Annotated in this window: 15 protein-coding genes; 7 read left to right on the forward strand and 8 right to left on the reverse strand. The window is 69.1% G+C overall.

All coding sequences use genetic code 11. From position 1 onward, the window contains the following. Positions 1-5 precede the first annotated feature (5 nt). A complete protein-coding gene (gene glp / locus HMPREF3121_RS07520) occupies positions 6-1256 on the reverse strand; it encodes a molybdotransferase-like divisome protein Glp (protein WP_070521704.1) in 1251 nt (416 codons plus the stop codon). After that, positions 1256-2251 carry a UTP--glucose-1-phosphate uridylyltransferase gene (locus tag HMPREF3121_RS07525; RefSeq protein ID WP_070521707.1) on the reverse strand — a complete coding sequence of 332 codons (996 nt, stop codon included), beginning with the start codon at positions 2249-2251 and terminating at the stop codon, positions 1256-1258. The genes glp and HMPREF3121_RS07525 overlap by 1 nt, the downstream gene beginning before the upstream one ends. Positions 2252-2312: 61 nt before the next feature. Between HMPREF3121_RS07525 and HMPREF3121_RS07530 the strand changes: the two genes are divergently transcribed. The 3 genes from HMPREF3121_RS07530 to mscL all read left to right on the forward strand — a co-directional run bounded on the left by HMPREF3121_RS07530 (position 2313) and on the right by mscL (position 4436). Beyond that, positions 2313-2975 (forward strand): 5-formyltetrahydrofolate cyclo-ligase, encoded by a 663-nt coding sequence (locus tag HMPREF3121_RS07530; protein WP_070521710.1) that lies wholly within the window; start codon positions 2313-2315, stop codon positions 2973-2975. A gap of 153 nt (positions 2976-3128) precedes the next feature. After that, positions 3129-3767, forward strand: a complete 639-nt coding sequence (locus HMPREF3121_RS07535) for an SAF domain-containing protein (protein WP_083291456.1) — start codon at positions 3129-3131, stop codon at positions 3765-3767. Between the two features lie 231 nt (positions 3768-3998). Further along, positions 3999-4436 carry a large-conductance mechanosensitive channel protein MscL gene (gene mscL / locus HMPREF3121_RS07540; protein WP_070521716.1) on the forward strand — a complete coding sequence of 146 codons (438 nt, stop codon included), beginning with the start codon at positions 3999-4001 and terminating at the stop codon, positions 4434-4436. Positions 4437-4750: 314 nt separating this feature from the next. Here mscL and HMPREF3121_RS07545 read toward each other — a convergent pair whose 3' ends face one another. The 6 genes from HMPREF3121_RS07545 to HMPREF3121_RS07570 all read right to left on the reverse strand — a co-directional run bounded on the left by HMPREF3121_RS07545 (position 4751) and on the right by HMPREF3121_RS07570 (position 9887). After that, a complete protein-coding gene (locus HMPREF3121_RS07545) occupies positions 4751-5332 on the reverse strand; it encodes a MogA/MoaB family molybdenum cofactor biosynthesis protein (RefSeq protein ID WP_070521718.1) in 582 nt (193 codons plus the stop codon). Between the two features lie 90 nt (positions 5333-5422). Beyond that, complete coding sequence (locus HMPREF3121_RS07550; protein WP_246816104.1) at positions 5423-6847, reverse strand: S1C family serine protease; 1425 nt, start codon at positions 6845-6847, stop codon at positions 5423-5425. Between the two features lie 84 nt (positions 6848-6931). Continuing rightward, positions 6932-8593, reverse strand: a complete 1662-nt coding sequence (locus tag HMPREF3121_RS07555) for a HAMP domain-containing sensor histidine kinase (protein WP_224370373.1) — start codon at positions 8591-8593, stop codon at positions 6932-6934. After that, complete coding sequence (locus tag HMPREF3121_RS07560) at positions 8593-9285, reverse strand: response regulator transcription factor (RefSeq protein WP_070521723.1); 693 nt, start codon at positions 9283-9285, stop codon at positions 8593-8595. The genes HMPREF3121_RS07555 and HMPREF3121_RS07560 overlap by 1 nt, the downstream gene beginning before the upstream one ends. Before the next feature lie 140 nt (positions 9286-9425). Beyond that, positions 9426-9599, reverse strand: a complete 174-nt coding sequence (gene rpmF, locus HMPREF3121_RS07565) for a 50S ribosomal protein L32 (protein WP_035119544.1) — start codon at positions 9597-9599, stop codon at positions 9426-9428. An 18-nt stretch (positions 9600-9617) separates the two neighbouring features. Then, a complete protein-coding gene (locus HMPREF3121_RS07570) occupies positions 9618-9887 on the reverse strand; it encodes a type B 50S ribosomal protein L31 (protein ID WP_035119546.1) in 270 nt (89 codons plus the stop codon). Positions 9888-10509: 622 nt separating this feature from the next. Between HMPREF3121_RS07570 and rpmB the strand changes: the two genes are divergently transcribed. The 4 genes from rpmB to rpsR are packed head-to-tail and all read left to right on the forward strand — an operon-like array spanning position 10510 to position 11487. Beyond that, the gene (gene rpmB, locus HMPREF3121_RS07575) at positions 10510-10746 is read left to right on the forward strand and encodes a 50S ribosomal protein L28 (protein ID WP_035119548.1); all 237 of its coding nucleotides are present in this window, start codon (positions 10510-10512) and stop codon (positions 10744-10746) included. Then, complete coding sequence (gene rpmG, locus HMPREF3121_RS07580) at positions 10747-10911, forward strand: 50S ribosomal protein L33 (RefSeq protein WP_018019289.1); 165 nt, start codon at positions 10747-10749, stop codon at positions 10909-10911. It begins immediately after the preceding gene. A gap of 3 nt (positions 10912-10914) precedes the next feature. Next, positions 10915-11220: a 30S ribosomal protein S14 gene (gene rpsN / locus HMPREF3121_RS07585; RefSeq protein ID WP_035119550.1), complete on the forward strand. Its 306-nt coding sequence runs from the start codon at positions 10915-10917 to the stop codon at positions 11218-11220. A 15-nt stretch (positions 11221-11235) separates the two neighbouring features. Continuing rightward, the gene (gene rpsR, locus HMPREF3121_RS07590; protein ID WP_035119551.1) at positions 11236-11487 is read left to right on the forward strand and encodes a 30S ribosomal protein S18; all 252 of its coding nucleotides are present in this window, start codon (positions 11236-11238) and stop codon (positions 11485-11487) included. Positions 11488-11505: the final 18 nt, after the last annotated feature.

An 11505-nucleotide genomic window follows, 5' to 3' on the forward strand; every position in this document is an offset into this window, starting at 1 on the left:
GGACGCTACGCCTGCCGTGCCAGGAAGAGAACGTCGACGATGTCGCCGGGGCGCACGTGCGTGACGTCGTCGGGCACGACCACCAGGCAATTGGCCTCGGCGAGGCCCGCCAACAGGTGGGCCTGCGCGCCGGTGGCGCCGCCGAAAGGCTGCACCAGGTACTCGGAGGTCTCCCGGTCGCGCATGAGCTGACCGCGGATCAGGCCGCGGCGGCCGGCCACCGAGTCGACGGGGGCGATGGCGCGGGCGGGGACGGTGCGGCGGCGGGGGTTGCTCTTGCCCAACGCGATGCGGATCAGGGGGCGGACCATCACCTCGAACACCACCATCGCCGACACCGGGTTGGACGGCAGGAGGAAGGTGGGGATGCGGTCGTCGCCGAGCAGCCCGAAGCCCTGCACCGAACCGGGGTGCATGGCCACCCGCTCGACGTCGATCTCGCCCATCTCGGACAGCACGCGCCGGACCTCGTCGCCGGCGGCACCGCCCACGGCGCCGGTGATGACCAGCAGCTCGGACTTGATCAGCTGGCCTTCGATGATCTCGCGGATCCGACGGGGCTCGCCGGCGGCGATGCCCACGCGGTGGACCTCCGCCCCGGCGTCGCGGCCGGCGGCGGCCAGCGCGTAGGAGTTGACGTCGTAAACCTGGCCGAGGCCCGGCTCCCGGTCGACGTCGACGAGCTCGGCGCCGATGGACACCACGGACATGCGCGGCCGGGGATGCACGAGCACCTTCGACCGGCCGACGGCGGCCAGCAACCCCACCTGCGCCGGGGAAATCACCGCACCGGCGGACACGGCAACGTCACCGGGCTGGATGTCGTCGCCGACGCGGCGGACGAAGTCGCCCGACTTCACGGCCCGCAGGGCGGTCACGCGACGCTCGCCGCGGTCGGACCAGTCCAGGGGCAGCACGGCGTCGGCCAGGGTCGGCAGCGGGGCGCCGGTGTGGACGCGGACGGCCTGCTTCGGCTGCAGCCGCATCGGGTGGTGCGAGCCCGCGGACACCTCGCCGACGACGGGCAAGGTCACTTCGTCGAATTCCGCCAGGGTCTCCCCCGAGTCGCCGCGCACGTCGACGGCGCGGACGGCGTAACCGTCGATGGCGGACTGCACGAACCCGGGCAGGGGCGTCTCCGCGACGACGTCTTCGGCGCAGAGCAGTCCCAGCGACTCCGAAATGGCGATGCGCACCGGGGCGGGCATCGCCGCGTTCGCGGTGATCGTCGCGAGCTGCTCCTCGACTGAGCGCATCAGGCGTCCCCGGTTTCCTCGTCGCAGAAGTCCGGCGAATCACCCTGGGGCAGGCGACGTTCCAGGTAGCGGCGCAGCGACGGGCCGTACGTCGGGTGGCGCAGGCCGAAGTCGACGCACGCCTTGATGAAGCCGCCCGGGTTGCCCAGGTCGTGGCGGAAACCGTCGTGGATGACGATGTGCACCGGGTGACCCTCTTGGATGAGCAGCTCGATGGCATCGGTGAGCTGGTACTCGCCGCCCTTGCCGCGGTCGATGCGGCGCAGGGCGTCGAAGATGGCGCGGTCGAGCAGGTAGCGGCCCACGGCGACGAACGTCGACGGCGCCTCCTCCGGGGAGGGCTTCTCCACCATGCCGCGCACGCGCTTGACGTCGGAGGCGGCGGCGCCACCGTCGGCACCGTCGGCGGGCTCCTCGATGTCGAAGACGCCGTAGTTGAACACGTCCTCGCGAGGCAGCTCGAGGGCGCACAGCACGGATCCGCCGTATTCGGCGCGGACGGCGGCCATGCGCTCCATCACGCCGACGGGCAGCACCAGGTCGTCGGGAAGCATGACTGCGACGGCCTCTTCGTCGTCGTCGAGAAGCTCTTCGGCGACGAGCACCGCATGCCCCAGGCCGAGGGGCTTTTCCTGCACGACGCCGCGGACCTCGATGACCTCGGTGGCGCGGTTGACCTTGTCGGCGATGTCGTCCTTGCCGCGCTCGCGCAGCGTTTCCTCCAGGTCGGGGCGGGGCTTGAAGTGCCCGAGCACGCCGTCCTTGCTGGGGGCGGTGACCACGGCGAGGCGGTCGGCGCCGGCGGCCGCGGCTTCTTCGGCGATCATCTCGATGCCGGGGGTGTCCACCACCGGCAGCAGTTCCTTCGGCACGGTCTTCGTCGCCGGCAGGAACCTGGTGCCCATGCCGGCGGCGGGGACGATGACCGTGCGGGCGGCATCACGTCCGGTGGCGTCGCTTCCGGCGTTGTCGTGGGCGTCGTGCGGAGTGGTCATGCGCCCACCCTACCGACTGTCGGGGCCCTGTCCCGGGAAGCCGGGCGGTAGTGTCGCGCACATGGGAAACGTGTCGGACGGGGCCTCGAAATCGGCTTTACGACGGTCGCTGCTTGAGCGGCGCAGCGTCTCGGACCCGGTGCGGCGGGGACGCGACGATGCGCGACTCGCCGCCCGGGTGACGGAGTGGATCGCCTCGCACACGAGGGGAACCGCTACATCGGGACCCGCGTCCGACGGGGTCATCACCATCGCCGCGCACGTGCCGGTCGACGTCGAACCCGGCGCCACGTCGCTCGACCCCGACCGACTCCTCGACTCGCTGGCGACGATCGACGGGATGCCGCCGGTGCGCCTTCTCCTGCCCGCGTGCCCGCCCGGGCCGCCTGCGGCCCTGCGCTGGGCGGAGTACTCGGACGGCTCGACCCGGGGCAGCCTCGCGCCGGGCAAGTACGGGCTGCCCGAGCCCGTCGGCCCGAGGTTGGGGCCCGAGGCCATCGCCGATGCCGCGGTCGTCATCGTCCCCGGCGTGGCCGCCGACCGGACGGGCATGCGGATGGGCCGGGGCGCCGGCTACTACGACCGCAGCCTCGCCCACGCGACCGGCGCGGTCGCCGTGATCCTCCACCCGAACGAGGTCGTCGACGCCGTGCCCCACGACGTCCATGACCTTCCCGTCGACGCCGTCATCACCGCCGACGAACTGATCCTCCCCCGCCCCTGAGCGGCCCCCGCCCACACACCGCGGACACCCCGCGACCGAACGGGCACCCCCGGCCGAAAAAGATGGAACCGATCGTGCCCCGCGCGCGTCCAATGCATTGAGGAACAACGCACCGGGAACACACCGGAATAACACGAGGAAAGGGCGGGGATCATGCGGGGGACGGATCACGGACGGGGCGGCGGCGACACGACCACCGGCCGCACCCGGCGGGGAGGGCGGCTGACTCCCCGCAGGCGTCGCCAAGCAATCGCCGCGGGCCTGATGGCGCTGGCCATCGCCGTCGCGGCGCGGGACCTGGCCACCCCGGACGCCGGCACGACCGAAGTCGTCGTGGCCGCCCGGGACGTCGCCGCTGGGACGGCCATCGCCGAAGCCGACGTGACCGTCGCGGCGGTACCCGAGGAACACGTCCCCGACCGGGCGCTGGCCACCGTCGACGACGTCATCGGGGCGACGCCGGCCGGACCGTTGACGCGCGGGGAAATCCTCACCGAACCCCGATTCGCCGGAATGGCCCTGGCCGAAGCACTCACCGGCATCGCCGACGCGCACATCGTCGCCGTCGCTCCCCGCGACGCCGGACTCGCGCCGATGCTGCGCACCGGAGACATCGTGGACGTGCTCGCCCCCGGGCCCGAAGCGGGATCGGCGCGGCCCGTCGCCAACGGGGCCCGGGTCGTGCTTTCCGACGACGACGGCGTCGTCCTCCTCGCCCTCCCGCCCGGCGCCGCGGCGACCGTCGCATCCGCCGGCCTCGACCTGCCGCTGACGCTGGTGCTGTCCCGATGACCGGCACTCACCCCAACCGCAAATCAACAGAAACAGATAATTCGAAGGACAGAGATGTGGTTTCGATGCGGGGTTACACACTGGCCAAAACCCGAGGAAGCGTCGACGAAAACGCTGGTTAACAAAAGGCGAAGCGAACGGCGTTTTGTGATGTCCACCCCAATGGGGTGCTTTTCCGAAGTTGACCGATTATGTTGTATTCGTCAAGCCTCCGCAACGAAGGGAAACACCATGCTTTCGGGCTTCAAGGAATTCATCATGCGCGGCAACGTCATCGACCTCGCGGTCGGTGTCGTCATCGGTGCCGCCTTCACCGCCATCGTCACGGCTTTCACCGACAGCCTGCTCGAGCCGCTGCTCAACGCCATCGGCGGCGCCGAGGTCACCGGCCTCGGCTTCGAGATCATCAAGGACAACCCGTCGACCTACCTCGACTTCGCCGCCGTCATCACCGCAGTGATCAACTTCCTGCTCGTCGCCGCCGTCGTCTACTTCGTCATCGTCGCCCCGATGAACAAGTTCAACGAGATGCGCGAGGCCAAGCTGCAGACCTCGGCCGAGGAAGAGGTCACCGAGGCCGACCTGCTCACCGAGATCCGCGACCTGCTGGCCAAGCAGTCCGGCACCCCGGACTCCGCCCTGAACAAGAACCTCGACGGCGACGCCTAAGACGCGAGACGCCCGGCCCCCTTCGCGAGGAGCACGGCGGAGCCCCAACGAACGATGGGCCCGCGGCACGCGGACGCGGCCCGGAGCTCAGCCCCAGTGGGGCGGCATCTCGCCCCGCCAAAACCCCTCATCGAAATCCCGGACATCGTCCGGGGATTCCGGTGGGGGGTTTCCCCTTTCCAGCCGGGCGGTGGTCGCCGACTTCTTCGCGGCATTCTTCGCCGAATTCTTCACGGTGAACGCCGCCGGGGCCGCCCCCGCACGGCGACGGTGACGCCGACGACGGCGCCCCGAAGCACTCCCCCCTGCGTCGGTCACACCCGCCACCGGCCCAAATCCTCGATGACGTGCGAAACCAGCGGGCCCAACGTCGCCATGCCGTCACGGACGGCGGCGCGGCTGTCCGCAAGATTCACCACCACGGTCGACCCCGAAACGCCGGCCAGACCACGGGACAGGCCCGCCTCCGTCGAACCGGCCGCCAAACCCGACGCCCGCAGCGCCTGCTCGATGCCTCCGAGACGGCGGTCCAGGACCTTGCGGGTCGCCTCCGGCACCAGGTCACGCGGACCGACGCCCACGCCGCCGACCGTGACCACCAGATCGGCGCCGCCGACGACGGCGGTCTCCAGGGCCTTGCGCACCTGGCGCTTCTCCGACGGGGCCGTTACCACCGCATCGACGCGGTAGCCGTCCTCCTCCAGCAGCTCGACCATCAACTCGCCGGTGCGCTCATCATCCGCGGCACGGTCGCCCACCAACACCACCAACGCGCGGCGGGTCTGCGTCTCCGTGGCGATCTCCCGCTCGATGGCCGCGAGATTGCCCTCGTCCGGCTCCAAGTCGGCCTCCAGGGCCTCGCCGCCGTAACGCTCGGCGTCGTCCAATTCACCCATGTCGCATTCCTTGTCGCATATCAATCACGTCGCGTACCAGCCGCCGAACGGTTGCGGACCATCCGCCGTGACACCGTCTTTCCGCCGGCGTCACTCGCGGGCCGCCTCCAACGTGACATCGATGGTGCGCATTCCGCGCCCGTCTTCGTCCGTCACGGTCAGTGTGACAGTATCCCCGACCGCACGCGACCTGATCGCGGCAATCAGGGCGATGCCGGAGTCGACCCTGCGATCATCTACTTTCACCACCAAATCTCCGGGCCGCAAGCCCCCGCGCTCGGCCGCACCCCCGGGCGTGACGTCGCCGACGAGCGCTCCCGGCAACTGCGAACGGGTGTCGATGGCGGCGTTGATGGCCGGCATCTGCACCGATCCCTGGTCGATGAGCTCGTCGGCGATGCGGCGGGCCTGATTCACCGGGATGGCGAAGCCCAGGCCGATGCTGCCGGCCTCTTCGCCGGCGCCGTTGGATGCGATGACGCTGGGCACGCCGATGAGGTTGCCGGACAGATCCACCAACGCACCGCCCGAATTGCCCGGGTTGATGGCCGCGTCGGTCTGGATCGCGTCGATGACCGTCGACTCGCCGCCCTCGCCGCCGACCGCCACCGGCCGGTTGAGGGCGGAAACGATGCCCGACGTCACCGTCGACGTCAGTCCCAGCGGCGAACCGACGGCGACGACCTCCTGGCCGACCGACACCTTCGACGAATCGCCCAGCGAAATCGGGCGGAGGTCGTTGACGTCGCTGACCCGGATGACCGCGATGTCGCTGGGACCGTGGCCCGCGACGTATTCGGCCGGGTGGGTGGTGCCGTCGTTGAGCAGGACCGTCATGCGTGCGCCCGGTTGCTGGGCGTCGCCCACCACGTGCTGGTTCGTCAGCACCAGGCCGTCGGACGACAACACCGAACCCGATCCCGACGACGTCCCCCGGGGCGTGGACACCTGAATGGACACGACGCTGTCCAGCGCCGCCTGGGCGGCCGCCTCGATCGACCCCTCCGGCGCGGGTTCGGAGCGGGTGGCGCCTGGCTCTTCGAGAGCGTTGGTCACCTCCGAATCCCGAGCCGGCGACGAACCGGACTGGCCGGCGGTGACGATGGTCGCGGTGACGCCGCCGACGGCAGCGGAGGCCAGCATGAGCGCCGCGATGCCCAGGGCGCCGATGCCCTTCGCCTTCTTGGCGGTGCCGTTGCCGACACCGCCCTGTTCACCGAAACCGCCGGCCCCCATCGGTGCGCCGGATGCGCCCTGGCCGTGGTCGATGTGGCCGCCGTGGGAGGAAGGCGAACCGAATCCACCCTGCCGCGAATTATTGGACCACGCCCCCCAGGACGAGCCGCCGCCCGCCCCCGCACCGACACCCGCACCGGCACCGGCACCGGCACCCGATCCCGGCCCCGGCGAGCCCGGAAATCCCGGTCTGCCCGACGTGGAGGAATGCGGTTCGATGCGCCCGGGGCCCGACGCGTCGCCGGTTCCCCCGTTCGGGCGAAAGTCTTCGTTTGCCATGCGGATAACCATGCCTTTTCGAACTGACAAGACGCTGAGAGCCCACTGCGTTGCGGCCATGAACTTGGCCCCTTCGGGGGGACTCTACGCTTCGATGACGGGCTCCCCGGTTCGGGTGGCGGAACCGGGAAGTCGAACCCGCATGAGCGTGCCGCCGTCGTCGGAATCCTCCACCGCGATGGTGCCGCCGTGGCGGACGATGACCTGCTTGACGATCGCCAGCCCGAGACCCGACCCCGGCATCGACCGGGACTGGATCGCACGGTAGAAGCGGTCGAAGATTTTGGCGCGCTCCTCCTCGGGAATGCCCGGGCCGGAGTCGGCGACGGTGAGTTCCACCAGGTTTTCGCTGACCGGCCGCAAACCGATGCGCACGGTGCCGCCTTCCGGCGACCACTTCGCGGCGTTGTCCATGAGGTTGAGCACCGCGCGCCCCAGGGCGGCGGGGTCGCCGAAGAGGAACCAGTCGTTGAGTTTGAGGATGAACGTCACGTCCGGACGGCGCCGCTCGACGCGTTCGAGGGACGTCTCGATGACGTCGACGACGTCGACCTCCTCGATCACCTGCTGCGGGCCGTCCTCGCGCGCCAGGTCGACGAGGTCGCCGACGAGCGTCGACAATTCCTCGATCTGGGCGATGACGTCGGCTTCGAGTTCCTCGCGGTCCTTCGCGGAAATGGTGGCGCCGGACCGCGACGCCATCATGAGCAGCTCGACGTTCGTGCGCAGCGACGTCAGCGGGGTCTTGAGCTCATGGCCGGCGTCGGCGACGAGCTCCGCCTGCTTGGTTCGCGACGCCTGCAGCGCCGCGAGCATCTCGTTGAACGATCGGGTGAATCGGGCGAGCTCATCCTGCCCGTGCACCGGGATGGGCCGCAGTTCGTCGGTCTCGGCGATGCGGTCGGCCGCCCGCCGCAGCCGCGCGATCTGCCGCAGGCCCGCCGTCGCCACCGTGATGCCGGCGGCCAGGGCGAAGAACACGCCGATCGCGGATATCACCACGAGGACGCCGCCGAGCGACCGCAGCACCGCATTCGTCGAATCGAGGCTGTACGCCAGCACCAGCGTCGCCCCCGACGGGTCGTGGATGGCGTAGATGCGCTTGTTGCTGAACTCGTCGGTGCGCAGCGACTCCATGCGGTTGCCGCTGATGACGGCCCACTCGGGCCCGCCGATGTTGATGGTGCCGCCGCGCCCGGTGACGCTGTCGCGGGCGAAGAAGATGGCGTCGAGGTCGGGGTTGAGGATCTTCAGCGAATCGGCCGTCACGATCGGTTCGATGGCGAATTCCGACGCGTAGGGCGAGTTGAGCAGCTGCGTCGCCTGCCTCTTGAGGTTCTCGTCGACCTCCCGGTACAGCGTCGCCTGCACCGTGACGAACGCGGCGAGCGTCATCAGGCCGACGGAGGCGGCGACGATGAGGGCGGTGAGCAGCGTCAGCCGCCACCGCAGCGACACCCGGTGACCGAATCCCGAGTTGAAGGCCCGGTCGAACGCTTCGTCGTCCACGCTTGACGACGATCTCCCCTTCTTGTCCTCCCGGCCGGCTTTCCCATTTTTGGCGGATTTCCCCGCCTTGTCGCCGTTGCCGTTGATTCCCGTCATTCCCTGCCACGACGGCTTCGACGCCGCCGGGCCGTCGGTCTCCGGCGCACTCGCCCCCGGGGCCGCTTCCGCCTCCGCGTCGGCGTCGTAAAGCGAATCGGCGGAGGACGAACGACGCCCGCCGCCGGAACGGCGCAGCATCACGGTGCGGTCTCCCGCAGGACGTAACCGACGCCGCGGACGGTGTGGATCAACCGCGGCTCGCCGTCGGCCTCGGTCTTGCGGCGCAGATACCCGATGTACACCTCCAACGCGTTTCCGGAGGTCGGGAAGTCATAGCCCCACACGTCCTCGAGGATCGACGTGCGCGACAGCACGCGACGCGGGTTGTTCATCAGCAACTCCAGCAACGCGAACTCCGTGCGGGTCAAACTGATGGCCCGCTCGCCGCGGAAGACCTCCCGCGTGTCCGGATCGAGGCTGAGGTCCTCGAACTTCAGGACCACCGGCTCCTGGCTCGTCGTGGGTTCCAACGCCGCGCGACGCAGCAGGGAACGCACCCGGGCCAGCAACTCCTCCAGCGCGAACGGCTTGGGCAGGTAATCGTCGGCGCCGGCATCGAGGCCCGAGACGCGCTCGGACACGGAATCGCGGGCGGTGAGCATGAGCACCGGCAGATCGTCGCCCTCGCTGCGCAGGCGGCGGCACACGTCGAGGCCGTCGAGCTTGGGCATCATCACATCCAGGATCGCCAGGTCGGGCCGGTCCGACGCGATCTTCGACAGCGCCTGCTCCCCGTCCTCCGCCAGGTCGACCGTGTACCCGTTGAACGTCAGCGACCTCCGCAACGACTCACGCACGGCCTGATCGTCGTCCACCACCAAAATCTTCATGGTCCCATTGTGCCGTGAACGGCTGAGTCGGCGCTGAGAGCAACGCCCGGGAAAGCCGAAGACCCGTCCCCCACGCGGGGAACGGGTCTTCGGGGCAAAGCCTGAAAAGCCTGCGGCCGACCGGGACCGCTCGAAGTCAGCTAGAACTGCTTGACGTCGACCAGGCCGAGCTGGGCGGCCTTGACCAGGCGGCGGGGCACCATGTGCACCTGACCGTCGATCTTGACCTCCTGGAGGGCGACGTTGTCAGCCTTCCACTGGGAACGGCGGGCGCGGGTATTGGCCCGCGACATGCGGCGCTTGGGGACTGCCATGTGGGTTTACCCTCCTTCTTAGTTCTTCTTGGACCGGCGCGGAACGCGGTTGCCGTAACGACGCTGGAACTTCTCGACGCGGCCGGCGGTGTCCATGACACGCTGGGCGCCGGTCCAGAACGGGTGCGACTCGGAAGTCACGTCGACGACGATGAGCGGGTACTCATTGCCGTCCTCCCACTGGACGGTGCGGCCGGAAGTGGCCGTGGAGCGGGTCAGGAACTGCGTTCCGGTACCCGCATCCTGGAAGACCACCGGGTGGTAGTCGGGGTGGATGTCCTTCTTCATGCTTCGATTCCCTCAGGATTGAACTTCGGGTCGCTTCCGGGCGGCGCGGGCGGACTTTTGCTTTGCGACGTATCATTCGCCGTGGAGCGTGAGTCACGCCGGGGCCCGGATCGTGCCCGAGTTGGGTTCGTATGCGTGCACCATCGCCGCTGCTGTCGGCGATGAACCCCTAGCACCCTACACGCAGGGGCGCCGATAAGGAAAAACGCCGGGGCGCCCCCATCCTCCCCGACGGCGACTCCCAGTCGACTGCCCCCATTCCTTAAAGGGTTGCTTGCCGACGCGAACCGAGGCGCATGCACCCGCGCGGTTCCCGGCGCTCTTCCCCGCCCGCATCCCCGCCCGCATCCCCGCCCGCTTCCAGGCGATTAGGAATCCGACGGGGGCCACCTGTAGGGTAAGTCCTCGCTGTTGTCTGTTCATTCGTTTTACGCCCAGTGCCCTGGCACGACGGCGCCCCGGATCAGAAGAGCACTCCCCCTCCGAGCACCTGAGCAGTGTTCACGCACGTACCGCCTCGCACCGCGACCGGCACCACGAGCAGGAGGGGAAGCCGCGATTCTGCCCCCGGCGTGGCGCGTTGGAGCCGGCTGATGGGCGGCTAGGAAGCAAAGGAAAGCCCATGTCGGCGATTTGCCAGGTCACGGGACGGAAGCCGAGCTTCGGCAAGACCGTCTCCCACTCGCACCGGCGCACGTCGCGCCGTTGGAACCCCAACGTGCAGCGCAAGAAGTTCTACCTCGCCTCCGAGGGGCGCACCATCACCCTGACGGTGTCCCCGAAGGGTCTGAAGACCATCGACAAGTACGGGATCGAGGCCGTCGTGGCCCAGATCCGCGCACGTGGGGAGAAGATCTAAATGGCCCGCAATGACATTCGTCCCATCATCAAGCTGAAGTCGACCGCGGGTACGGGTTACACGTACGTCACGCGGAAGAACAAGCGGAACAACCCGGATCGCATCACCCTGAAGAAGTACGATCCGATCGCCCGCAAGCACGTCGAATTCCGCGAGGAGCGCTAACTCATGGCCAAGAAGTCCAAGATCGCCAAGAACGAGCAGCGCAAGGAGATCGTCGCCCGCTACGCGGAGCGTCGCGCTGAGCTCAAGGCCATCATCAAGTCCCCGAACACCTCCGACGAGGATCGTGCCGAGGCGCAGTTCGAGCTGAACCGTCAGCCGCGCGACGCCTCCCCCGTCCGCGTCCGCAACCGTGACGCCGCCGACGGCCGCCCGCGTGGTTACCTGCGCAAGTTCGGCCTGTCCCGCGTCCGCGTCCGTGAGATGGCCCACCGTGGCGAGCTCCCGGGCGTCCGTAAGTCCAGCTGGTAAGAGGGAGACACTCACATGAAGCGCAACCACGGCAACAAGAAGGCGCGGATGGAGCAGTCCCGCCGCCCGAAGAAGAACCCCCTCAAGGCCGCCGGCGTTGAGAAGGTCGATTACAAGGACATCAACCTGCTGCGTCAGTTCATCTCCGACCGGGGCAAGATCCGCTCCCGTCGCGTGACCGGCCTGACCCCGCAGCAGCAGCGCCAGGTCGCCACCGCGGTCAAGAACGCCCGCGAGATGGCTCTCCTGCCGTTCACCAGCCGCTAAATCGGCTGGGCGGCGGGG

This window comes from Corynebacterium sp. HMSC11E11, from assembly GCF_001807025.1.
In the GTDB taxonomy this organism is placed as follows: Bacteria; Actinomycetota; Actinomycetes; order Mycobacteriales; family Mycobacteriaceae; genus Corynebacterium; species Corynebacterium freneyi.

Coding starts and splice junctions, on each gene's coding strand:
- HMPREF3121_RS07525 (WP_070521707.1), bottom strand. CDS start 2,251: ATGACCACTCCGCACGACGCCCACGACAACGCCGGAAGCGACGCCACC.
- rpsR (WP_035119551.1), top strand. CDS start 11,236: ATGAAGCGCAACCACGGCAACAAGAAGGCGCGGATGGAGCAGTCCCGC.
- HMPREF3121_RS07550 (WP_246816104.1), bottom strand. CDS start 6,847: ATGGCAAACGAAGACTTTCGCCCGAACGGGGGAACCGGCGACGCGTCG.
- rpmG (WP_018019289.1), top strand. CDS start 10,747: ATGGCCCGCAATGACATTCGTCCCATCATCAAGCTGAAGTCGACCGCG.
- HMPREF3121_RS07560 (WP_070521723.1), bottom strand. CDS start 9,285: ATGAAGATTTTGGTGGTGGACGACGATCAGGCCGTGCGTGAGTCGTTG.
- rpsN (WP_035119550.1), top strand. CDS start 10,915: ATGGCCAAGAAGTCCAAGATCGCCAAGAACGAGCAGCGCAAGGAGATC.
- rpmB (WP_035119548.1), top strand. CDS start 10,510: ATGTCGGCGATTTGCCAGGTCACGGGACGGAAGCCGAGCTTCGGCAAG.
- mscL (WP_070521716.1), top strand. CDS start 3,999: ATGCTTTCGGGCTTCAAGGAATTCATCATGCGCGGCAACGTCATCGAC.
- HMPREF3121_RS07545 (WP_070521718.1), bottom strand. CDS start 5,332: ATGGGTGAATTGGACGACGCCGAGCGTTACGGCGGCGAGGCCCTGGAG.
- HMPREF3121_RS07535 (WP_083291456.1), top strand. CDS start 3,129: ATGCGGGGGACGGATCACGGACGGGGCGGCGGCGACACGACCACCGGC.
- rpmF (WP_035119544.1), bottom strand. CDS start 9,599: ATGGCAGTCCCCAAGCGCCGCATGTCGCGGGCCAATACCCGCGCCCGC.
- HMPREF3121_RS07530 (WP_070521710.1), top strand. CDS start 2,313: ATGGGAAACGTGTCGGACGGGGCCTCGAAATCGGCTTTACGACGGTCG.
- HMPREF3121_RS07570 (WP_035119546.1), bottom strand. CDS start 9,887: ATGAAGAAGGACATCCACCCCGACTACCACCCGGTGGTCTTCCAGGAT.
- glp (WP_070521704.1), bottom strand. CDS start 1,256: ATGCGCTCAGTCGAGGAGCAGCTCGCGACGATCACCGCGAACGCGGCG.
- HMPREF3121_RS07555 (WP_224370373.1), bottom strand. CDS start 8,593: ATGCTGCGCCGTTCCGGCGGCGGGCGTCGTTCGTCCTCCGCCGATTCG.